Annotated in this window: 18 protein-coding genes; 8 read left to right on the top strand and 10 right to left on the bottom strand. The window is 69.4% G+C overall.

Annotated features, from left to right (window positions below):
* Positions 1-103 precede the first annotated feature (103 nt).
* Together ACFONC_RS14430 and ACFONC_RS14425 are read left to right on the top strand one after the other, a co-directional pair.
* Positions 104-2,164 (top strand): M13 family metallopeptidase, encoded by a 2,061-nt coding sequence (locus tag ACFONC_RS14430; RefSeq protein ID WP_386745230.1) that lies wholly within the window; start codon positions 104-106, stop codon positions 2,162-2,164.
* 123 nt (positions 2,165-2,287) lie between these two features.
* Positions 2,288-4,306 carry a M13 family metallopeptidase gene (locus ACFONC_RS14425; RefSeq protein ID WP_386745228.1) on the top strand — a complete coding sequence of 673 codons (2,019 nt, stop codon included), beginning with the start codon at positions 2,288-2,290 and terminating at the stop codon, positions 4,304-4,306.
* A 380-nt stretch (positions 4,307-4,686) separates the two neighbouring features.
* On the opposite strand, the gene ACFONC_RS14420 is transcribed toward ACFONC_RS14425, so the two are convergent.
* A complete protein-coding gene (locus tag ACFONC_RS14420; protein WP_386745226.1) occupies positions 4,687-5,349 on the bottom strand; it encodes a rhomboid family intramembrane serine protease in 663 nt (220 codons plus the stop codon).
* Positions 5,350-5,584: 235 nt separating this feature from the next.
* Positions 5,585-5,914: an MGMT family protein gene (locus ACFONC_RS14415; RefSeq protein ID WP_386745224.1), complete on the bottom strand. Its 330-nt coding sequence runs from the start codon at positions 5,912-5,914 to the stop codon at positions 5,585-5,587.
* Between the two features lie 41 nt (positions 5,915-5,955).
* Between ACFONC_RS14415 and ACFONC_RS14410 the strand changes: the two genes are divergently transcribed.
* A complete protein-coding gene (locus ACFONC_RS14410) occupies positions 5,956-6,366 on the top strand; it encodes a hypothetical protein (RefSeq protein ID WP_386745223.1) in 411 nt (136 codons plus the stop codon).
* A 7-nt stretch (positions 6,367-6,373) separates the two neighbouring features.
* Here ACFONC_RS14410 and ACFONC_RS14405 read toward each other — a convergent pair whose 3' ends face one another.
* Entirely contained in the window at positions 6,374-7,492 is a 1,119-nt protein-coding gene (locus tag ACFONC_RS14405; RefSeq protein WP_386745221.1) for an inorganic phosphate transporter, read from the bottom strand.
* A gap of 15 nt (positions 7,493-7,507) precedes the next feature.
* Entirely contained in the window at positions 7,508-8,134 is a 627-nt protein-coding gene (locus ACFONC_RS14400) for a DUF47 domain-containing protein (protein ID WP_386745219.1), read from the bottom strand.
* Positions 8,135-8,418: 284 nt separating this feature from the next.
* Between ACFONC_RS14400 and ACFONC_RS14395 the strand changes: the two genes are divergently transcribed.
* Both ACFONC_RS14395 and ACFONC_RS14390 read left to right on the top strand, forming a co-directional pair.
* On the top strand, positions 8,419-9,726 hold the full coding sequence (locus tag ACFONC_RS14395; protein WP_386745218.1) for a hemolysin family protein: 1,308 nt from the start codon (positions 8,419-8,421) through the stop codon (positions 9,724-9,726).
* Positions 9,716-10,363, top strand: coding sequence for an exopolysaccharide biosynthesis protein (locus tag ACFONC_RS14390; protein WP_386745216.1), 648 nt, complete (start codon positions 9,716-9,718; stop codon positions 10,361-10,363). The genes ACFONC_RS14395 and ACFONC_RS14390 overlap by 11 nt, the downstream gene beginning before the upstream one ends.
* 302 nt (positions 10,364-10,665) lie before the next feature.
* Here ACFONC_RS14390 and ACFONC_RS14385 read toward each other — a convergent pair whose 3' ends face one another.
* The 3 genes from ACFONC_RS14385 to ACFONC_RS14375 form a co-directional block, all read right to left on the bottom strand.
* A complete protein-coding gene (locus ACFONC_RS14385; RefSeq protein WP_386745215.1) occupies positions 10,666-12,804 on the bottom strand; it encodes a putative bifunctional diguanylate cyclase/phosphodiesterase in 2,139 nt (712 codons plus the stop codon).
* Positions 12,801-13,739, bottom strand: coding sequence for a phosphate/phosphite/phosphonate ABC transporter substrate-binding protein (locus ACFONC_RS14380; RefSeq protein WP_386745214.1), 939 nt, complete (start codon positions 13,737-13,739; stop codon positions 12,801-12,803). Before ACFONC_RS14380 ends, ACFONC_RS14385 begins: the two co-directional genes overlap by 4 nt.
* A gap of 77 nt (positions 13,740-13,816) precedes the next feature.
* A complete protein-coding gene (locus ACFONC_RS14375) occupies positions 13,817-14,596 on the bottom strand; it encodes an RNA methyltransferase (protein WP_386745212.1) in 780 nt (259 codons plus the stop codon).
* Between the two features lie 86 nt (positions 14,597-14,682).
* On the opposite strand from ACFONC_RS14375, the gene ACFONC_RS14370 reads away from it, so the two are divergent.
* Positions 14,683-15,510: an inositol monophosphatase family protein gene (locus tag ACFONC_RS14370; protein WP_386745210.1), complete on the top strand. Its 828-nt coding sequence runs from the start codon at positions 14,683-14,685 to the stop codon at positions 15,508-15,510.
* Positions 15,511-15,650: 140 nt separating this feature from the next.
* Here ACFONC_RS14370 and ACFONC_RS14365 read toward each other — a convergent pair whose 3' ends face one another.
* Together ACFONC_RS14365 and ACFONC_RS14360 are read right to left on the bottom strand one after the other, a co-directional pair.
* Positions 15,651-15,908, bottom strand: a complete 258-nt coding sequence (locus ACFONC_RS14365; protein ID WP_386745208.1) for a 30S ribosomal protein THX — start codon at positions 15,906-15,908, stop codon at positions 15,651-15,653.
* 149 nt (positions 15,909-16,057) lie between these two features.
* A complete protein-coding gene (locus ACFONC_RS14360; protein ID WP_386745206.1) occupies positions 16,058-16,456 on the bottom strand; it encodes a MerC domain-containing protein in 399 nt (132 codons plus the stop codon).
* A gap of 155 nt (positions 16,457-16,611) precedes the next feature.
* Between ACFONC_RS14360 and ACFONC_RS14355 the strand changes: the two genes are divergently transcribed.
* Positions 16,612-18,846: a TonB-dependent receptor gene (locus ACFONC_RS14355; RefSeq protein ID WP_386745204.1), complete on the top strand. Its 2,235-nt coding sequence runs from the start codon at positions 16,612-16,614 to the stop codon at positions 18,844-18,846.
* A 13-nt stretch (positions 18,847-18,859) separates the two neighbouring features.
* Positions 18,860-19,351, top strand: a complete 492-nt coding sequence (locus ACFONC_RS14350; protein ID WP_386745203.1) for a DUF2938 domain-containing protein — start codon at positions 18,860-18,862, stop codon at positions 19,349-19,351.
* Between the two features lie 148 nt (positions 19,352-19,499).
* Here ACFONC_RS14350 and ACFONC_RS14345 read toward each other — a convergent pair whose 3' ends face one another.
* Complete coding sequence (locus ACFONC_RS14345) at positions 19,500-19,997, bottom strand: transcriptional repressor (protein ID WP_386745201.1); 498 nt, start codon at positions 19,995-19,997, stop codon at positions 19,500-19,502.
* Positions 19,998-20,029: the final 32 nt, after the last annotated feature.

The raw sequence follows: 20,029 nt of genomic DNA, 5'->3' as shown, positions 1-20,029 counted from the left end.
CAACCGCTGCACGAACGGCCGTCGGGGTTCGCCACGACGGCCGTTTTCATTCCGGCCACGACATCCTCCCGCTTCCAAGTCCGCAACACGCAAGGAGAACACCATGCCCGCATCCGCGCTCAAGCCACTCGCCCTCGCCACCGCACTCGTACTGGCCGCACCGCAGGCATCGCTGCACGCCGCGCAGCCGGTTGCCGCGCCCGCCCCCGTGTACGACGTGGGCGACCTTGACCCGTCCATCTCCGCCTGCAAGGACTTCAACGCCTACGCCAACGGCAAGTGGATCGCGGCCAACCCGATCCCCGCCGACCGCACTCGCTGGGGCGCGTTCGACCAGCTGCGCGAACAGAGCCTGCAGGCGCAGCGCGGCATCGTCGAGGCGGCGGACGCCGGCGCGGACGCGGCGAAGACCGGCTCGATCGAACAGAAGATCGGCTGGCTGTACCGTTCGGGCATGGACGAGGCGGCGATCGACGCCGCCGGCTTCGACCCGATCAAGCCCGACCTCGACGCGATCGCGAAGCTCGACGACACCGCCGCCATCGTCGCCTGGCTTGGCGACGCCTTCGCGAAGGGCGAAGGCCAGGGCTTCCGCTTCGGCTCCGGCTCCGATTTCCAGGACGCGTCGCGGCAGATCGCGTTCGCAAGGCAGGGCGGCCTCGGCCTGCCGACGCCGGACTACTACGCCAAGGACGAGTACAAGGACATCCGCAGCGCTTACCTGGCCCACATCGCCAGGGTGTTCGAACTCACCGGCGTGCCGGCGGACGAAGCGAAGGCCAAGGCCGACGGCATCCTCGCCTTCGAGACCCGGCTGGCGCAGGCCTCGCTGTCGCGCGTCGAACTGCGCGACCCGAAGAACCAGTACCACTTCATGTCCATTGACGAAGCCAACAAGGTCACGCCGCACCTGGACTGGGCCGCGTTCTTCAAGGCCATCGACGTGCCGGTGGGCGACGGCTTCTCGCTGTCGCAGCCAAAGTTCTTTGCCGAGTTCGACGCCATGCTCGCGGACGTCCCGGCGGAGCAGTGGCGCGATTACCTCGCCTTCCACACCATCGACGACGCCTCCGAATACCTGTCGAAGCCGTTCCAGGACGAAAACTTCGCCTTCTATGGCAAGACCCTCAACGGCCAGCCCGAGCAGCGTGCGCGCTGGAAGCGCGTGCTCGATACGGTCAACGGCGGCATGGGCCAGGCACTGGGCCAGCTGTATGTGAAGGAGTACTTCCCGCCCGCGGCCAAGGCGCGCGCGCAGGAACTGGTCGACAACGTGCGCAACGCGCTCAAGGCGCGCATCGAGCACCTGGCATGGATGAGCGACGAGACCAAGGCCCGTGCGCTGGAGAAGTGGAGCACCTTCCTGCCCAAGATCGGCTACCCGGACAAGTGGCGCGGCTGGGGCGGGCTGGAAATCGTGCCCGACGACTACTTCGCCAACGTGCGCGCGGCCAATGCCTTCAACGAGCGCTACGACCTCGACAAGATCGGCAAGCCCACCGACCGCTACGAGTGGCACATGACGCCGCAGACGGTGAACGCCTACTACAGCTCCGGCACCAACACGATCAACTTCCCCGCCGCGATCCTGCAGCCGCCGTTCTTCTACGCCGACGGCGACGACGCGATCAACTACGGCGGCATCGGCGCGGTGATCGGCCACGAGGCCGGGCACGGCTTCGACGACAAGGGCAGCCAGTTCGACGGCGCCGGCAACAACGTCAACTGGTGGACGAAGGAAGACCGCGCGCGGTTCGAGGCGCGTGCCGACAAGCTGGTCGCCCAGTTCGACGGTTACGCACCGCTGGCCAGCCACCCCGACAAGCACGTCAACGGCCGGTTGACGCTGGGCGAGAACATCGGCGACCTGGGTGGCCTGAGCTTCGCCTACGACGCGCTGCAGGCGGCCGACGGCGACAAGCCCGACCCGATGATCGACGGCCTGTCGCGCGACCAGCGTTTCTTCCTGAGCTGGGCGCGGGTCTGGCGCGGCAACATCCGCGACAAGGCGCAGCTGGTGCTGCTCAACACCGATCCGCACGCGCCGGCGAAGTTCCGCGCGATCGGCGCGCCGTCGAACATGCCGGCGTTCGCCGAGGCGTTCGGCTGCAAGGCCGGCGACCCGATGGTGCGGCCGGACGACCAGCGGGTCCGGATCTGGTAACCGGTCCTCGATACCCCCGGCAGGAGGCCCGCCCCGTGCGGGCCTTCTTTTTTCGACGGGGTGTTCAGAGAGACGCCCGGGCGGCTTGTTAAACTCGCCCGACTCCATCGACCGGTACCCGCAATGCCCAACGCGCGCCCCGCCTGCCTCAGGTATTCCGTCCTCGCCCTGGCCGTGGTCCTGGCCGCCGGCCTGCCGCAGGACGCCGACGCGGCGAAGAAGAAGAAGAAGGCCCAGCCCACGGTCACCGCCTGCACCGACTTCTACACCTTCACCAACAAGGACTGGCTGGCAGCCAACGTCATCGTCGAGGGCACCGGCTCGGTTTCGGTCCTTGGCCAGCTGCGCGACCTTGCCCAGCAGCAGCAGCGCGACCTGCTCGACTCGGCGATGCAGGCACCGCAGAACCACGTGCAGAAGCTGCTCGGCGACTTCTGGGCCAGCGGCCTGGACGTGGCCGCGGTGGAGGCCGACGGCGCGCAGCCGATCGCCCCGTTGCTCTCGCGCATCGACGGCATCCGCCGCGACAAGGACATCCCGCCGGCGATCGCGGCGCTGCACCAGGTCGGCATCCCGGTGCTGTTCCAGTTCACGCCCGACGTGGACCTGGCCAACCTCGACCGCCACATCGGCTACTTCACCCAGGGCGGGCTCGGCCTGACCGACCCCACCTACTACACCCGCGCCGACCCCGACACCCAGGCCCTGCTCGGCCGCTACAAGGACTACGTCGAAAAGATCCTCGTGCTCACCGGCACGCCGGTGGACAAGGCCGCGGCGCAGGCGCAGCAGGTGATCGACATCGAGACGCGCATCGCCAACGCCTCGCGGCCGCTGTCGCTGATGCGCGACCCGCGCAACAACTACGCGCTGGTCGAAACGGCCACGCTCGGCAAGTCGTACCGGCACCTGCAGCTCGACGATTTCCTCGCCGCGCAGGCCGTCAAGGACGACGTGGTGTCGCTGGCCAACCCGGCGCTGTTCACCGAACTCGACGCCATGGTCGACAAGATCAAGCCGGACCAGTGGAAGGCCTACCTGCGCTTCCACGTCGGCAACGCGATGGCGCCGTACCTGTCGAAGAGCTTCCGCGACGCCGACTTCGAGTTCCGCGGCCGCGTGCTGCGCGGCGAGACCGTCCAGCCGCCGCGCGACCAGCTGGTGCTCGACGCGATCAACCTCGCCGCCGGGCCGATGCTGGCGCGCGAATACGTCTCGCGCTACCTGCCGGCCACCACCGTCTCGCGCGCCGAGTCGATCGCCGGCGAGGTCCGCGACGCCCTCTCGGCCGCGGTCGACCGCAGCACGTGGATGAGCGAACCGGCCAAGGCCGAAGCCCGTGCCAAGCTCGGGAAGCTGAAGATCGAGGTCGGCCGGCCCAAGCGCGACCTGGACTACAGCGTGCAGCCGATGGGCCGCGGCAGCTTCGGCGGCAACATGCTGATCGCCTCGACCTGGCGCCATCGCGAGGAGATGAAGCGCATCGGCAACGCCAACGCTTCCCGCCGCTGGGACGTGCTGGCGCAGCAGCCGGCGCTGGCCTACGACATGGCCCACAACCGCCTCATCGTCAGCGCCGCGGTGCTGCAGCCGCCGGTGCTGGACATGACGAAGAACGCCGCCAGCCACTACGGCAGCTTCGGCGCGCTGGTCGGCCACGAACTCGGCCGCAGCGTCGATGCCAAGGGCAAGTACATCGACGCGGCGGGCGAACTCAAGACCTGGTGGACGCCCGCCGACGACACCGCCTGGAGCCTGCGCATCGCGCCGCTGGTCGCGCAGTACTCGGCCTACCCTTTCCCCGGCCTGCGCGAGGTCAAGGTCAACGGCAACCAGACCCAGGAAGAGAACGCCGCGGACCTGGCCGGCGTCGAACTCGCCTGGGACGCACTCGTGGCCTCGCAGCCGGAGCTGCCGGAGGAATCGAAGCAGGCCTTCTTCGACGGCTGGGCCCGCCTGTGGCCGCAGCAGATGACCGAGGAAGAGGCCACCCGCCGCGCCGCCGTCGCCGTGCACGCCCCGGGCCAATGGCGCGCCAACGGCCCCCTGGTCAACCTGCCCGCCTTCGGCGAAGCCTACGGCTGCAAGGCCGGCACCGCGATGCAGGCCAAGCCGGGGCAGCAGGTCGGCATCTGGCGATAAGCATCATCGTCGCGACACGAAACAGGCGCGGATATCCGCGCCTGTTTTCGTTGTAGGGCGGGTCTTGACCCGCCGCTCCCACCATGATCACCCGCGCCCGGGCGGCAATGGCGGGTCAAGACCCGAAGAGCCTGCCCCGTACTTGATACGGGGGCGACGCACAGGGATGTGCGGCGTTTTTCGCAGGGGCAGGATGCCCCTTCGAAAAATCCCGCCGGCTCCGCGAACCCGGTGCGCAGCACCGGGCGCGAAGGCGGGGTGTGCTTTCTTTGCGCCAGGTTTCTTTGCACAAGCAAAGAAAGGTGGCTCGCGCCGTCACGGCGCGAAAGCTCTTGTCTTTGATCTCCACCGAACAGCAGGCGGGTCAAGACCCGCCCTACCTAGAACCGCCGCACCCGCGACCCGCTGCGGCTGAAGGGCGGCTTCCCCCGCCAGTAGTTGATCAACAGCCAGCCGAACAGCATCCCGCCCAGGTGCGCGAAGTGCGCCACGCCCGGCTGCAGGCCAGTGAAGCCCAGCAGCAGCTCGATCGCGCCGTAGATGATCACCAGCGTGCGCGCCTTCATCGGGATCGGCGGGATCAGCAGCATCACCCGCTGGTTCGGGAACAGCATGCCGTAGGCCAGCAGCAGGCCGAACACCCCGCCCGACGCGCCCAGCGTACGTCCGGCCGGCAGTCCCTGCGAAATCATCCAGGTCGTGACCAGCAGCTGGCACAACCCCGCACCCGCGATGCACACTAGGTAATAAGTTACGAAACGCCGCTGGCCCCATGTGTATTCCAGCGGCGCGCCGAACATCAGCAGGGCCAGCATGTTGAACAGCAAGTGGGCGAAATTGGACGGGTCGTGCAGGAAGCCGTAGGTCAGCAGTTGCCACGGCATGAAGGCTTGGCCGCCACCAAGCGCATCTATGCCACCAGGAACCCAGGGCCACAGTTCGAAGATCGCGTAGGCACGCTCGCCCAGCATGATCTGCAGGAGGAAGACGATGCCGTTGATAATCAACAGCGCCTTCGTGACGGGGGGGAGATTGGTGAACATCGGAATCCTTGGTGCGGCCGGCACATGATAAAGCGTGGGCCGGAGTGGCGCTCTCGGCAGGGCCGGGGCCGGCGCTGCAACGCCGTAGGTCGGGGCTACGCCCCCGACACCGGGGATGCGTGGGTCATGTCGTTCTCTGGATCGACGACGTGTGGTGTCGGGGGCGTAATCCCGACCTACGCCTCGGGGAGCGTGGTGATGGGTGCGGCGCGACCGTCGGGGGCGCAGCCCCGACCTACGGCCCCCAGATCATCTCGTCCAGCGTCGCGTCGGCTTTCGGCATGCGCACGCGGCCGCGTTCGACCACCACGCCCTCGGCCCGCAGCCGCTGCGACTGCTCGCGCCAGCCGCGCGAGCCTTCCGGGAAGGCGATGCGACCGTCGCTGCGAAGGATGCGGTGCCAGGGCAGGTCCGGATCCTCGTTGCCGCCCAGGATCCGCGCGACCAGCCGCGCGCGGCCCGGCAGCCCCGCCCGGCGCGCGATGTGGCCATAGCCGGCCACCTGCCCGCGCGGCACGGCGCGGATCGCGGCGAGGATGCGCTGCTCGGCGGACGCGTCGGCCATTGGGCTAGCATAGCGGCCATACGCGACCGGGAAACAGCGCCATGCAGAACTTCGAGCAGATCCGCCGCCACATCAGCGCCGGCGACTACCGCGTCACCATGCAGGACCCCTACGTGATGTGCGTGGAGCTCTCGCTCGACGGCGGCCGCCGGCACCAGGCGATCTTCCTGTCCGAGCTGCACGACGACGACGGCCGCAACTACCTGCGCGTGAATACCGTGATCGCGCCGATCACCGGCATCGATGCCCGCCGCGCACTGGCGTTCAACTGGCAGAGCCGGATCGGCTACCTCGCCATCGACGAGCTCGACGGCGTGCCCTACCTGCAGCTGTGCGAGAACCGCCCCTACGACGCGCTGACCGCGGCCGAGGTCGACCGCTTGCTGCTGGAGATCGGCGGCGTGGGCGACAGCTTGGAGCGCGCGCTGTCGGCGGAGGGCGACCTGCTGTAGATCGGGGCTACGCCCAGCCCATCAACTCGAGCAGCATGAACAGTCCGTAGGCGACGCCGCCCGCGGCCGGGATCGTCAGGATCCAGGCCCACACGATGCGTTCGATCACGCCCAGCCGCAGCGCGCGCGGGTTCTTGGCGAAACCCACGCCCATGATCGCGGTGGAGATGCTGTGGGTGGTCGACACCGGCATGCCGAAGTGGGCCGCGAGCGTGAGGATGGTGGCCGAGCTGGTCTCCGCGGCGAAGCCGTGGATCGGGTGCAGCTTGACCATCTTGTGGCCCATCGTCTTGATGATCTTCCAGCCGCCCGATGCCGTGCCCAGCGCCATCACCACGGCGCAGGTCACCACGATCCAGACGGCGATTTCCTGCTCGCTGCTGGCGGGATGCAGGAAGGCGGCCCAGCCCGGCAGGTCGTCCAGCGCGCCGGAAGCTTCGGCGCCGAACAGCGTCAGGGCGATGATGCCCATGGTCTTCTGCGCATCGTTGTGGCCGTGCGCGTAGCCCATGTAGGCCGCCGACACCAGCTGCGCCTTGCCGAAGAAGGCATTGACCCAGCGCGGCCGCGCCAGGCGCCGCAGCACCCCGCCCGCGCGCACCATCGCGGCGATGATCGCCCACAGCAGCAGCATCACCACGATGCCGAGCCCGAAGCCGGCGGCCGGCGAGGTGATCATCGGCAACACCACCTTCCACAGCAGGCCGCCGTTTTCCGTCCAGCCGCCGAGCGATTGGGACCAGATCAGCGCGCTCCAGTCGTTGTGCGCGGCAGAGACCGCGGCGCCGCACAGGCCGCCGATCAGCGCGTGCGACGACGACGACGGCAGCCCCTTCCACCAGGTGATCAGGTTCCAGATGATGCCGCCGCCCAGTGCGCACAGGATCACCTGCGAGGTGACCGCGACCACGTCGGTATCGACCAGGCCCGAGGCGATCGTCATCGCCACCGCGGTACCGGTCAGCGCGCCGATCAGGTTCATCACCGCCGCCAGGATGACCGCCTGCCCGGGCGTGAGCACCTTGGTCGCCACCACGGTGGCAATGGAGTTGGCGGTGTCGTGGAAGCCGTTGATGAACTCGAATACGAGCGCGGCGAAGATCACCACCAGCACGAGGGTCAGCATGCGACAGGCCCCGTGTCAGCTGTTCTTGAGCACGATCTGGTAGGCCACCACGCCCGCCTCGCGGCAGCGGTCGATGGCCTTTTCAAGGATCTCGAAGAACTCCTTGAGCAGGAACATCTGCAGGTGGTCGAGCTTGCCCGAGTAGATGTCGCGGTACAGCTCCAGCATCAGCCGGTCGGCCTCGTTCTCCAGCGAGCGCAGCTTCTCGTTGAGCACGCTCATGCGGTCCAGGTCCATGTGCTTGAGCTCGTGGATCATCTCCACGACCACCGAGGCGGCCTGCTCGAGCATCGCCGCGCGCGGCGCGAAATCGATGTGTTCCAGGTGCTGCAGGGCCAGCGAATAGCGGTCGGCGAACTTCTCGATCTGCTTGGGGATCTTGTACAGCGCCGAGCCCAGCGACTCGATGTCCTCGCGCTCGATCGGGACCATGAAGCTCTCGACCAGGGCCTTGCCGATCTTGTCCGAGGCGCTGCGCTCGCGCACCCGGGCCAGCTTGAAGGCGTCCAGCGCCGGCTGCCGGTCGGCTTCCTTCAACATCGCGTGGAGGGCCTTGGCGGCCTCGTAAGCCGCGTCGGCGGACTCGTCCAGCAGTTCGTAGAACTGCTTGCCGGAGCCGAAGATCGTCTGCAGTGAGAACATCGGTGGGGTCCCTTCGCGGGCTGGCGATCGAAGCGAAGGCGCAATTATGACCGGAAAATGACACCAGCCGAAGCCGTGCGGTGTCCGCCCCGCCGCGCTTCGCCCGCCTCGCGTGCCCTCGCCGCATGGCCTGGCCGCCCGGGGCCCCGCGACGCCCCTGCTATCATGCGGCCGCGCCCCCGGCGCGCCCCTATGGACGAACCACCGCCTCCCCCGCCCAATCCGCCTTCCGGCGCCGGTATCCCGGTAGCCGGGCGCCATGGCGTCCGCAGCAGGGGCCAGCCATGATCGAACTGCTGGTCGTTGCCGCCCTGATCCTCCTCAACGCCTTCTTCGCAATGTCGGAGATGGCGCTGATGACCTCTCGCAAGATCCGCCTCAAGCAGATGTCCGAGACCAGCCGCGGCGCGCGCAAGGCGCTGGCGCTGGCCGAGCAGCCGGACAACCTGTTGTCGACGGTGCAGATCGGAATCACCCTGATCGCGATCCTGACCGGCATGCTCGGTGGCGATTCGATCGGCGCGAAGATCGCCGCATGGTTCGGCGGCTCGCTGCCGGTGCTGGGCGAGTATGCGCACACCATCGGCCTGGTGGTGGCCGTGGGCCTGATCACCTCGGCGTCGGTGATCTTCGGCGAGCTGATCCCCAAGCGCCTGGCGCTGACCAATGCCGAGGCGATCGCCAGCGTCGTGGCGCTCCCGCTCGACATGCTGGCCCGCGCCGCCAAGCCGGTGGTCTTCACCCTCGGCTCGATCAACCGCCTGGTGCTGCGCCTGCTCGGGATCAGGGACGACGCACGCAACGCCATCACCGAGGAGGAGATCCGCCTGCTGGTCAGCGAAAGCCACGAGCAGGGCGTGATCGACGCCGACGAGCGCAACATGATGAACCGGGTGATGCGCCTGGGCGACCGTGACGCCGAGAGCCTGATGACGCCGCGCACCCGCATCGCCTGGCTGGACGCGTCCGAGAGCTACGAGGAGAACCTGGCCACGATGCGCGCCACGCCGTTCTCGCGCTATCCGGTCTACCGCGATGGCGACGAGGAAGTGCTGGGCGTGCTCGAGGTCAAGTCGCTGCTCGACCGCCTCGACCAGCGCGAGCAGGACCTGTTCCGCGACCTGCGCGCGGCCCTGTTCGTGTCCGAATCGACGCCGGCGCTGAAGCTGCTGGAGATCCTGCGCGAGGACCAGCAGTCGCTGGCGATGGTGGTCGACGAGTACGGCGACATCACCGGCCTGGTCACGGTCAACGACGTGGTCGAAGCGGTGATCGGGCGCACCCAGGGCGGCGGCGGCGACGCGGCCGCGCTGGTGGTCGCTCGCGATGACGGCTCGCTGCTGGTCGACGGCAGCCTGACGGTGGACAACCTGCGCGAACTGCTCGGCACCGGCGTCCTGCCGCTGGAGGACGAGCACGAATACCACACCGCCGCGGGCATGATCATCGCCCAGTTCGGCCGCATCCCCAACGTCGGCGAGCATTTCGAGTGGAACGGCTGGCGGATCGAGATCATCGACCTCGACGGCCCGCGCATCGACAAGCTGCTGCTGCAGCAGGTCGCCGCGACCAGCACGCACGATGCGGACTGACCGGCCGGCCGGCGACGACGACAGCCCTCCTCGCCCGCCGGGGACACGCGCGCTGCTGGCCCTCCTCGCGGCCGGCGACCCGGACGAAACGATCCACTTCTGCGACGTGTTCGCGGGCCTGGGCGAACGCGCATTCGGCATGCTGCTGTTCGTGGCCACGCTGCCGGCCTTCATTCCGATCCCGGGCGTGGGCGGCGCGGTCAGCGGCCCGCTGGCGATCCTGATCGGGCTGCAGCTGCTCGCCGGCCGTCGCACCCCGTGGCTGCCGAAGTTCATCGCCCGCCGCGGCCCGCACCGCCACGCCATGGTGCGCTTCGAGCGGATGCTCTCGCCCTGGCTGCGGCGCCTGGAGCACCTGGTCAAGCCGCGCTTGTCACTGCTGCTCGACCACCGCGTCGCCGGCATGTTCAGCGGCCTGCTGCTGGTCCTGCTCGGCCTGCTGCTGGCGCTGCCGATCCCGTTCACCAACTACATCTTCGGCGGCCTGCTGCTGCTGTTCGCCCTGGCCCTGCTCGAACGCGACGGCGCGCTGATGGTCGTCGCCTGGGGCCTGGGAGTGGTGGCGGTGGCGGTATTCGGCGTGCTCAGCGGCGCACTGGCCGCCGCGGCGGCGGAGTGGCTGGACCGGTTGGGATAGCCCGGGGCACCGGGTCGGCGGAGGCCGGCCTTGCCGCTCCGATGGGGTCCGGGACCCCGTCGATGACCTCCGCAACCCCAACGATGGGGTCTGGAACCCCATCGGTGACCTTCGCAACCCCAACGATGGGGTCTGGAACCCCGTCGATGGCCTTCGCGGCCCCAACAATCGCCTCCGGAACCCCGGCGATGACCTCGACGACCCCATGTGATGGGGTCCGGAACCCCATCGATGGCCTTCGCGACCCCATCGACGGCCTCCGGAACCCCGACGACGGGGTCCGGAACCCCATCCTCCGCGCCTCAACCCAGCAGCTGCATGAAATCCCGCATCGTCATCGGGTGGCCGAGCCAGTAGCCCTGCGCGAGGTCGCAGCCGCGTTCGCGCAGGATGTCGTACTGGCCTTCCTTCTCCACGCCCTCGGCGACGACGGTGATGCCCAGCGAGTGCGCCATCGCGATGATCGCGGTGGTCAGGGCGAGGTCGTCGGGGTCGCGCAGGACGTCGGCGACGAAGCTGCGGTCGATCTTCACGCCGTCGATCGGCACCCGGCGCAAGTGGCTCAGGCCGGAGAAGCCGGTGCCGAAGTCGTCCAGCCAGACCTTCACGCCGGTGTTGCGCAGGCGCCCGAGCAGGGTGCTGGCGCGGATCTCGTCGCCGATCACCGCGGTCTCGGTGAGTTCGACGTGCAGGCGTTCGGGCACGAGGCCCGTGTCGGCCAGCGCCTGCGCGACCTGTTCGGACAGGTCGCCGTTGCGCAGCTGCCGCGGCGACACGTTGACCGATACGAACAGTTCGCCGGCGCCGGGATGTTCATCGGTCCAGCGCATCGCGTCCACGCACGCCGCGCGCAGCACCGCCGGGCCGATGGTCTCGATCAGGCCGCTCTGCTCGGCCACGTCGATGAACACCGACGGCGCGATCGGGCCGTGCTCGGGGTGCTGCCAGCGCAGCAGCGCCTCGGCGCCCGCGAGCCTGTTGTCCGACATCCGGTAGACCGGCTGGTAGACCAGGCTCAGTTCGCCGCGCTCCCAGGCGCCGCGCAGGTCCTGCTCCATGTGCACGCGGCGCTCGACCGCCTGGTCCATGGCGCGGCTGTAGAAGCGGTGGCAGTTCTTGCCGGCGACCTTGGCCTGGTACATGGCGATGTCGCCGTTCTTCATCAGCATCGCCGCGTTGGACGCGTCGTCCGGGAACAGCGTGATGCCGATCGACGTGCCCAGGAACACCTGCCGCCCGCGCACCAGGATCGGCTGGCCCAGTTCGGCGACCAGCGCCCCGGCCAGCCTGCTGGCCCGCGCGCGGATGCCGTCGTTGCCGCCGTCGGGCAGCTCCAGCAGGATCACGAACTCGTCGCCGCCGAAGCGCGCAAGCGTGGCATGGCCGTCGTTCTCGCGCTCGATCACGTCGCGGATGCGGTTCGAGAACTGCACCAGCACTTCGTCGCCGGCGTCGTGGCCGAGGGTGTCGTTGACGCGCTTGAAATCGTCGATGTCGGCGAACAGCAGCGCCATCTGCCGCGCCGCGCCGCGCACCAGCATCAGCTGCTGGTCGAGGTATTCGCGGAACGCCAGCCGGTTCGACAGCCCGGTCAGCGCGTCGGTGTAGGCCATGCGGCGGATGTCGCGGTCGTGGCGCACGATGCTGTCGCCCATGCGCGAGAACGCGCGGGTCAGGTCGCCGACCTCGTCGTTGCGCGGGGTCACGGGCACCTCGGCGGCGAAGTTGCCCGCCTCGATCTCGCGCGCGGCGTTGGCCAGCTGCCGGATCGGGCGCACCAGCGAGCGCTGCACGACCAGGCTCACCAGCACCCCGATCGCCACCAGCACCAGCATCATCAGGATGATCCACAGCGCGTGGTGGTAGCCGATGTCGTCCATCCGCGCCTGCATCGCCTCGGTCGCGCGGTGCTGCTCGGCCACGACCGAGTCGAGCGAATAGCCGACGCGGACGCCGCCGATGCGCTGGTCGCCGATCCGGATCGGCGCGGACACGTCCATGATGCTTTCCTTCATCTGCACCTGCACGTGCACGTCGCGCGCGGCGACCGCTTCGTAGGCAAGCGGATCCTGCATCGCCTGGCCGTAGGTGGAAATGTCGCTGGAACCGTCGTGGATCACCGCGCCGGCGTTGTCGTAGACGATGACGTAGCTCACGTCCGACTGGCGCAGCACGTTGCGCACCACCACGCCGATCGCATCGAGGTCGAAGTAGTACAACGGGTTGACCAGCGAGTCCGCGAGCTGGGCGGCCACCGCCTCGCCACGCTCCTGCACCCGGTTGAACAGCAGTCCGTGGATCGACTCCTGGCTGAGCGCGACCACGTCGCGCTGCATCGTCGCCTGCCGGTGCAGCATCACCCCGACCACCGCGGCCACCACCACCAGCACGCCCGCGGCAAGCAGCAGGAAGCGCGGATACAGGCCGTGGCGCAGCTTCATTCGATCTCTTTCCCGACCCGCGCGATGCCCGCGCGCAGCGACTCGAGCGCCTGCCGGGCCTGCTCGTCGACCGGCAGGAAGCGGGTGGTCTTGAAGAAGCGCAGCATCGGCTCGCGCGCGTCGGGGTCGTCCGCGGCCTCGGCCAGCACTTGCTGCAGGCGTTCGCGCACGCGCTCGTCGAGGTCGCCGCGGGCCATCTCCACCGCGCGCGGGTAGTCGCCGGTCTGGTAGATGATCTTCATGCTGGCGCGGTAGGCCGGCGGCATGCGCCGCGGGTTGTCCCAGTCGAGGTTGCTCATCACGCCGGCATCGACCAGGCGCTTGTCCACCCAGGTCGAGATGTTGAGCTCGGACCGCGCGAACAGGTAGCCGACCGAGCCGGCGGCCGGGCGGTCCATCGGCGAGAGCAGGATCTCCATCGGCAGGCCGCGTTCGAGCAGTTCGGTCGCCGGCACGAAGTAGGCGCTGGTGGAGGCGTTGTTCTGGAACGCGATGCTGTGGCCGGGCAGGTCTTCGAGCGAACCGATGTTGCTGTCGTTGCGGACGAAGAACACCGAGTGGTACCGGTTCACGCCGTTGCGCTCGGTGATCAGCATCGGGACCGCACCAGCCTGCTGCTGGAGTTGCATCGCGGTACCCGCGGTTTCGGTGACCCAGTCGACGCGGCCACGGCGCAGGTAGCTGGCCATCTGCTGCGCATCGCGGGCCATCAGGATCCGGCCTTCCGTGATGCCCACGTCGCGCATCCGCGGCACCACGTAGTCGAGCAGCGGCTTGAGCTGTTCGTAATGCGCCTTCGGGTTGTCGCTGATGCGGCCCAGGACCAGGACGTTGTCGTCGTCGTTGGCCAGCGCGCCCGATGGCAATGCCAGCAGGAGCAGGCCGACGACCAGTGCCCTGCCCATGCGATCAAGCGTGTCGATCAAGGTTGCCATGCCGGGATTCGGGAATCCTGCGAGCCTAGCCGAAATACCGTCTGGCAGCACGCAATGGGCTGCCCGGCTGGCACGGCTCAGCGCCGCTCCCCGGCCAGTCGCGCCATGCGCTGGGCGTCGGCGAGGATGCCGCGCAGCAGCCGCACCTCGCGTTCGTCCAGGCCGCTGCGCAGGAACAGCCGTCGCAGCTTCCGCATCGCCGAATCCGGCGCCCGGCCCTTGTGGAAGTCGATGTCGTCCAGGGCCTGGGCCAGCTGCGAGAACAACCCCTCCATCTGGGCGTGGCTGGCGGGCAGGTCAACCTGTCCGGCCTGCCCGTGCCCACCGGGCGCCGGCGCGGTGGCATCCTCGTCCAACAGCGCCACCCGCAGCTCGTAGGCCAGTACCTGCACCGCGGCGGCCAGGTTCAGCGAGCTGTAGCCCGGGTTGGCAGGAATGTGCACGGCCGCGTGGCACAGCTGCAACTCGTCGTTCTCGAGGCCCGTGCGCTCGCGGCCGAACACCAGCGCCACTTCCGTCCCCGCCAGCGCCGCGGCCCGCGTCCGGGCGGCGGCCGCCCGCGGCGACAGTTCCTCCAGCGGCACGCGCCGGCTGCGCGCGGTGCAGCCCAGCACCAGGCGGCAGTCGGCCACGGCTTCGGCCAGGGTCTGCACGCGCAGCGCGGATTCGAGCACGTCGTCTGCGCCGGCGGCCATGGCGATGGCATCGGCGTGCGGGAAACGCTGCGGCGCGACCAGCACCAGCCGGTCGAGCCCCATGGTCTTGAGCGCCCGCGCGGCCGAGCCGATGTTGCCCGGATGCTGGGTGCCGACCAGCACGACGCGGATGCGGCCGACGGCGGAGGGATCGAGGTTCATGCGCAAATGGTAAACTGCGCGGCCGGCCTTGGCGCCGGACCGTTCTTTTCCCTCCCGATCCCCGCCTGCGCCCGGAGCTGTCCGCGATGCAACAACCCGCTGTCAATGTCATGGTCAAGGCGGCGCGCGCCGGCGGCAACGTCCTGCTGCGCAACATGCACAAGCTCGATGCGCTGAACGTGGTCGAGAAGGAGCGCATGGACTACGCCAGCGAGGTCGACGGCCTCGCCGAGGAAGCGATCATCAAGGAACTGCGCCGGGCCAACCCCGACTACGCCATCCTCGGCGAGGAAGGCGGCGCGCAGAAGGGCAATCGCGGCCCCAGCCGGTACACCTGGGTCATCGACCCGCTGGACGGCACCAGCAACTACCTGCGCGGCTTCCCCCACTGGTGCGTCTCGATCGCGCTGTGCGAGGGCCCCGAGCCGATCCATGCCGTGATCTTCGACCCGCTGCGAAACGAACTGTTCACCGCCAGCCGCGGCAGCGGCGCGCAGCTCAACGAGCGCCGCATCCGCGTGGCCGAGCGCAGGGAGCTGGCCGGTGCGGTGTTCACGACCGGCTTCCCGCCGCGCGAGCGCAAGCGCGCGGGCGCGCAGCTCAAGTGCGTGGGCGACCTGCTGTCCTCGGCCGAGGACGTGCGCCGCACCGGTTCGGCGGCGCTGGACCTTGCCTATGTCGCCTGCGGGCGCAGCGACGCCTACTTCGAATCCGGCGTGCAGCCGTGGGACATCGCGGCCGGCGTCCTGCTGGTCCGCGAAGCGGGCGGCCGGGTCAGCGACTTCCGCGGCGCGGCCACCGGCCCGCTGCACATCGAGACCGGCCCGCGCCATCTGGTCGCAGGCAACGTCAGGATCGTCGATCCGCTGCTGAAGACCATCGTTTCGTCGGGGTATCTGCAGGCGTTTTCCTGACGCTTGCAGGTATTCGCGGCCATCGGAGGCGGCGCGGGTGTCGGGGGCGTAGCCCCGACCTACGTGAGGCATCGTGCTATGCGCTCACGAAAAAGCCCCGCGGGCGCGGGGCTTTTCTTTCACGCCTGCGGGGCGGGCGCTTACTCCTTGACGACGGTCTTCTTGGCCACGACCTTCTTCGCCGGTGCCCTGGTCGCCTTCGTCGCGGCCTTCTTCGCCACCGGGGCCGAAGCCGCGCCGGTCGCCTTGGTGGCCACGTGCGAACGGGCGTTGCCGTAGCTGGAGTTGTAGCGCTTGCCCTTGGCGGTCTTGCGGTCGCCCTTGCCCATGTCGTGCTCCTGGATTCGTGTCTTTCGGAATGTCGATCGCGACGCGCGCGAGGCCGGCGATTCTACCATGCGCCAATACCCAGGCCCTGCAGAGGCACCCTCCGGAGCAAAGCCCCCTGAGTCAGGGGGCGCCCCGAAGGGGCGGGGTGTGGAGACACGAAGCGGGGCCCGAAATACGCGAAGCGGATTTTGGGATTGAACCAATGCGAAGCATTGGTTCAATGCGCGCAGCTGGCGTCGTGCACGTGGCGCAGGTTGAGCAGGTGGGCCGCGCCGATCAGGGTCCCGCCCAGGGTCATCACCGCGGCATGCAGCGCCACCGAGCCGTGGTGCCACGGGCTGTACAGCAAACCGGTCCAAAGCAGCGCCAGTCCGGCCAGCAGCACGCCCAGCGCGCGGATGCGGCGGTGCCGGCGATAGCCGTAGACCAGGCTGAAGATTCCCACCGAGGTGGCGAACACGACGAAGGCCAGCTCGAAGCCGTCGCCGAGCCATTCGGAAAGTCCGAGCGAGGGGATCGCGGCCAGCAACAGCGGCAACAGCGCGCAGTGGACGGCGCAGATAAGTGACCCCGTGGCGCCGAAGCGGTCGAGGAAGGCGTGGAGGCTTGGGCTCATGGGTGGGGAATCGTGACTTGCGGCAGGGTCGATGTCCAGAATTGATATGTTATAACATTTACATCGTTTCGTCACCCGCCAAGGTATCCCCCGTGACCCGAACCACACGCGCTCCCGCCGCGACCCGCTCCCTGCCTCCCGCTCCTGCAGTAACCATGCCGACCCCTGCCCGCCTTGCGCTGGCGCTGGCCGCCGCGCTGGCCCTGCCCGGCGCTGCCCTCGCGGTGCAGCCGCCCGATGGCGGCGCAACGGACCCGACGCCCGGCTCCGCCCCGGCTCCAGCGGACGAAGCCGCGCAGGACGACCGCCACGTCAAGGACCTGGACAGCGTCATCGTCACCGCCAGCCCGCTGCCGGACACGGCCGAGAACCTGATCCGCCCGGTCGAAGTGCTGGCTGGCGCGCGACTGGACGAGGCCAAGTCGAATTCGCTCGGCAACACCGTCAACAAGCTGCCCGGCGTGCAGTCGTCCTACTTCGGCCCGGGCGTCGGACGGCCGATCATCCGCGGCTTCGACGGTGCGCGCGTGCAGGTGCTCAGCGACGGCCTGGGCTCGGGCGACGTGTCCACCGTCAGCGTCGACCACGCGGTCACCATCGAGCCCTTCCTCGCCGACCAGATCGAAGTGCTGAAGGGGCCGGCCACCCTGCTCTACGGCAGCGGCGCCATCGGCGGTGCGGTCAACGTCGTCGACGGCCGGGTCCCGCAGGCGGCGACCGACGAACCCCTGCAGGGGCGCGCCGAACTGCGCGCCGGCAGCGTCAACGACGAGAAGACCGGCATGGCACGACTGGACGGCACTTCGGCCTCGGGCAACCTGGTGTTCCATTTCGACGCCCTGCATCGCGAGACCGGCGACTACGACATCCCCGGCTACGCCGAGAGCGCCGAACACATGGCCGAGGAAGGCGAAGCCCCGGACCCGGCGACGCGCGGCACCCTCGCCAACAGCGCGCTGCGCACCGACAGCGGCGCGCTGGGCGTGAGCTGGGTCGGCGACCGCGGCTTCCTGGGCGTCGGCTACAGCCTGTTCAACACCCGCTACGGCGTGCCCGGCCATGAGCACGCGCACGGTGAAGGCGACGACCACGATCATGACCATGATCACGACGAAGACGCGCACGCGGAGGAAGGTGGCGTGCACATCGTGATGGACCAGCGCCGCGGCGAACTGCGCGGCGGCCTGGACGACCTCGGCCCGTTCGCCTCGCTGCGGGTCAAGCTCGCGCACACCGATTACACGCACACCGAGTTCGAGGGCGATGAAGTGGGCACGGTGTTCGAGAACGAAAGCACCGAAGGCCGCGTGGAGCTGGTGCACAGGCCGTGGGCCGGCTGGGACGGCGCGTTCGGGCTGCAGTGGGCGCAGCGCGACTTCGAGGCGGTCGGCGACGAGGCTTTCGTCCCGGCTTCGCAGACGCGCGATGCCGGCCTGTTCTGGATCGGGCACAGGCAGTTCGATGCGCTGCGCCTGGAACTCGGCGCGCGCCATGACCGCAACGAGATCGACATCGACAACACCGGTCCGGCCGCACGGCCCGACCGCGACTTCAACACCACCAGCCTGTCGGCGGCGCTGCGGTGGGACGTGAGCGACGCGCTCCACCTTTCGCTCGGGCTCGACCGCGCGCAGCGTTCGCCGACCGCCGAAGAGCTGTATTCGGGCGGCCTGCACGTCGCCACCGGCAGCGTCGAACTCGGCGACGCCGGCCTCGATCCCGAGACCGCGAACCGCGCCGAGATCGGCGCGCACTGGCACAGCGGCCCGCTGACGCTGGGCGCTTCGCTGTACCACGTGCGCTACGCCGACTTCATCTACCTGGCCGACACCGGCATCGACGAGCACGACGGGCCGCTGCGCGCCTGGACCCAGGACGACGCGCGCTTCAACGGCGCCGAGGCGAGCATGGACTGGGCGTTCGCCGACAACGACAGCGGCCTGTGGAACCTGCGCCTGTTCGGCGACGTGGTGCGCGCCGAGCTCAGCGGCAGTGGCACGCGGCAGCTGGATCTTTCGGTGCCGCACGGCGACCACGCGCACGCGTACAGCGTCGAACTGGCGCGCGGCGGCAACCTGCCGCGGATCGCGCCGTGGCGCGTGGGCGGCGAGCTGCGCTGGGAGCGCGGACCGCTGCGCGCCTCGCTGGGCGCGGTGCGCTATGCCGAACAGGACCGGGTGGCCGAGTTCGAGCGCGCCACGCCCGGCTACACGCTGGTCGACGCGCACCTGGCGTGGCACGCCGACACCGCGCAGGGCAACGCATGGGAAATCTTCCTCGACGGCAGCAACCTGCTCGACGAGGAAGCGCGCGTGCACACGTCGTTCCTGAAGGACGTCGCACCCCTGCCCGGCCGCGGCGTATCGTTCGGCGCGCGGGTGTTCTTCTGACGTGGAGGCGACCGTGGACATCGTGCTGCGGGCAGTCGTCGTCGGCATCGGCGCGACGCTGGTGCTCGACCTGTGGGCGCTGGCGCTGCGGCGCGCATCCGGCGTGCGCCCGCTGGACTGGGCGCTCGTCGGCCGCTGGATCGGGCACCTCCGCCGCGGCAGGTTCATGCACGACAGCATCGCCGCCGCGGCGCCGGTGCGCCGCGAACGGCTGCTCGGCTGGGGCTTCCACTACGCCACGGGAATCGCGTTCGCCGGCCTGCTGCTCGCCGCGTGCGGCCCGGACTGGGCGCGGCAGCCGACGTGGCCGCCGTGCCTGGCGCTCGGCGTGTTGACGGTGCTGTTCCCCTTTTTCGTCATGCAGCCGGCGATGGGCGCGGGCGTCGCCGCATCGAAGACGCCCAGGCCCGCGCAGGCGCGCCTGCGCAGCCTTGCCACGCACGTGGTGTTCGGCGTCGGGCTGTACCTGGCGGCGCTGCTGGCGGCGGCGCTGTTCCCGCGTTGAGCGGCGGTCGCTTGCTGCTACCCGTGCGCAAGGCGATGTAATTCGAAGTCCTTCGCCGCGGCGGTCCCGGTGCTCCCTCTCCCATCATGCACCGGGCACGTCGCGGCATTTTTCCCGCGCGGGTGCGAGGTAGTTGCGCGCTGGATGTTCAGGCCGCGCAGCGCGCGCAGATGCCGTGCACTTCCAGCGTCTGCGCCTGTGGCCGGAAGCCCAGCGCCTTCGCCCGCTGCTCGAGCTGCGCGACCACGTCGAGGTCCTCGAGTTCGATCGCGCTGTGGCAGCGGTCGCAGATCAGGAACGGCACCGAATGCTGCGCCGTGCTCGGGTGGTGGCAGGCGACGAACGCGTTGACCGACTCGAGCTTGTGGATGAAGCCGTTGGCGAGCAGGAAGTCGAGCGCGCGGTAGACGGTCGGCGGCGCGGCCGCGCCTGCGCCCTCGCCGCCGGCGTCGTTGCCGGCGCGGATCAGTTCGAGCAGGTCGTAGGCCTTGATCGGCTGGCCCGCGTCGGCGACCAGGCCGAGCACGCGCGCGCGGACCGGGGTCAGGCGCAGGCCGCGCTCGTGGCAGGCGCGCTCGACCGCTTCCACGAAACCTTCGGCGTCGTGGACGTGGTGCTTGGGATCGGTGCAGGCGTGCCGGGGCATGCCTTGATGATGGTGGCGTTGGCCGCGGGACT

Source organism: Luteimonas soli (genome assembly GCF_042648865.1).
Taxonomy (GTDB): domain Bacteria; phylum Pseudomonadota; class Gammaproteobacteria; order Xanthomonadales; family Xanthomonadaceae; genus Luteimonas; species Luteimonas soli.
Note: the sequence above shows the minus strand (reverse complement) of the source record. Positions and strands in the feature narration are given on the sequence as shown.

What these genes read in the sequence shown, in the direction of transcription:
- ACFONC_RS14405 (WP_386745221.1), bottom strand. Translation starts at nt 7,492, where the DNA reads ATGCTGACCCTCGTGCTGGTGGTGATCTTCGCCGCGCTCGTATTCGAG.
- ACFONC_RS14410 (WP_386745223.1), top strand. Translation starts at nt 5,956, where the DNA reads ATGCAGAACTTCGAGCAGATCCGCCGCCACATCAGCGCCGGCGACTAC.
- ACFONC_RS14380 (WP_386745214.1), bottom strand. Translation starts at nt 13,739, where the DNA reads ATGGCAACCTTGATCGACACGCTTGATCGCATGGGCAGGGCACTGGTC.
- ACFONC_RS14345 (WP_386745201.1), bottom strand. Translation starts at nt 19,997, where the DNA reads ATGCCCCGGCACGCCTGCACCGATCCCAAGCACCACGTCCACGACGCC.
- ACFONC_RS14415 (WP_386745224.1), bottom strand. Translation starts at nt 5,914, where the DNA reads ATGGCCGACGCGTCCGCCGAGCAGCGCATCCTCGCCGCGATCCGCGCC.
- ACFONC_RS14375 (WP_386745212.1), bottom strand. Translation starts at nt 14,596, where the DNA reads ATGAACCTCGATCCCTCCGCCGTCGGCCGCATCCGCGTCGTGCTGGTC.
- ACFONC_RS14425 (WP_386745228.1), top strand. Translation starts at nt 2,288, where the DNA reads ATGCCCAACGCGCGCCCCGCCTGCCTCAGGTATTCCGTCCTCGCCCTG.
- ACFONC_RS14395 (WP_386745218.1), top strand. Translation starts at nt 8,419, where the DNA reads ATGATCGAACTGCTGGTCGTTGCCGCCCTGATCCTCCTCAACGCCTTC.
- ACFONC_RS14385 (WP_386745215.1), bottom strand. Translation starts at nt 12,804, where the DNA reads ATGAAGCTGCGCCACGGCCTGTATCCGCGCTTCCTGCTGCTTGCCGCG.
- ACFONC_RS14400 (WP_386745219.1), bottom strand. Translation starts at nt 8,134, where the DNA reads ATGTTCTCACTGCAGACGATCTTCGGCTCCGGCAAGCAGTTCTACGAA.
- ACFONC_RS14365 (WP_386745208.1), bottom strand. Translation starts at nt 15,908, where the DNA reads ATGGTAGAATCGCCGGCCTCGCGCGCGTCGCGATCGACATTCCGAAAG.
- ACFONC_RS14370 (WP_386745210.1), top strand. Translation starts at nt 14,683, where the DNA reads ATGCAACAACCCGCTGTCAATGTCATGGTCAAGGCGGCGCGCGCCGGC.
- ACFONC_RS14360 (WP_386745206.1), bottom strand. Translation starts at nt 16,456, where the DNA reads ATGAGCCCAAGCCTCCACGCCTTCCTCGACCGCTTCGGCGCCACGGGG.
- ACFONC_RS14355 (WP_386745204.1), top strand. Translation starts at nt 16,612, where the DNA reads ATGCCGACCCCTGCCCGCCTTGCGCTGGCGCTGGCCGCCGCGCTGGCC.
- ACFONC_RS14430 (WP_386745230.1), top strand. Translation starts at nt 104, where the DNA reads ATGCCCGCATCCGCGCTCAAGCCACTCGCCCTCGCCACCGCACTCGTA.
- ACFONC_RS14420 (WP_386745226.1), bottom strand. Translation starts at nt 5,349, where the DNA reads ATGTTCACCAATCTCCCCCCCGTCACGAAGGCGCTGTTGATTATCAAC.
- ACFONC_RS14390 (WP_386745216.1), top strand. Translation starts at nt 9,716, where the DNA reads ATGCGGACTGACCGGCCGGCCGGCGACGACGACAGCCCTCCTCGCCCG.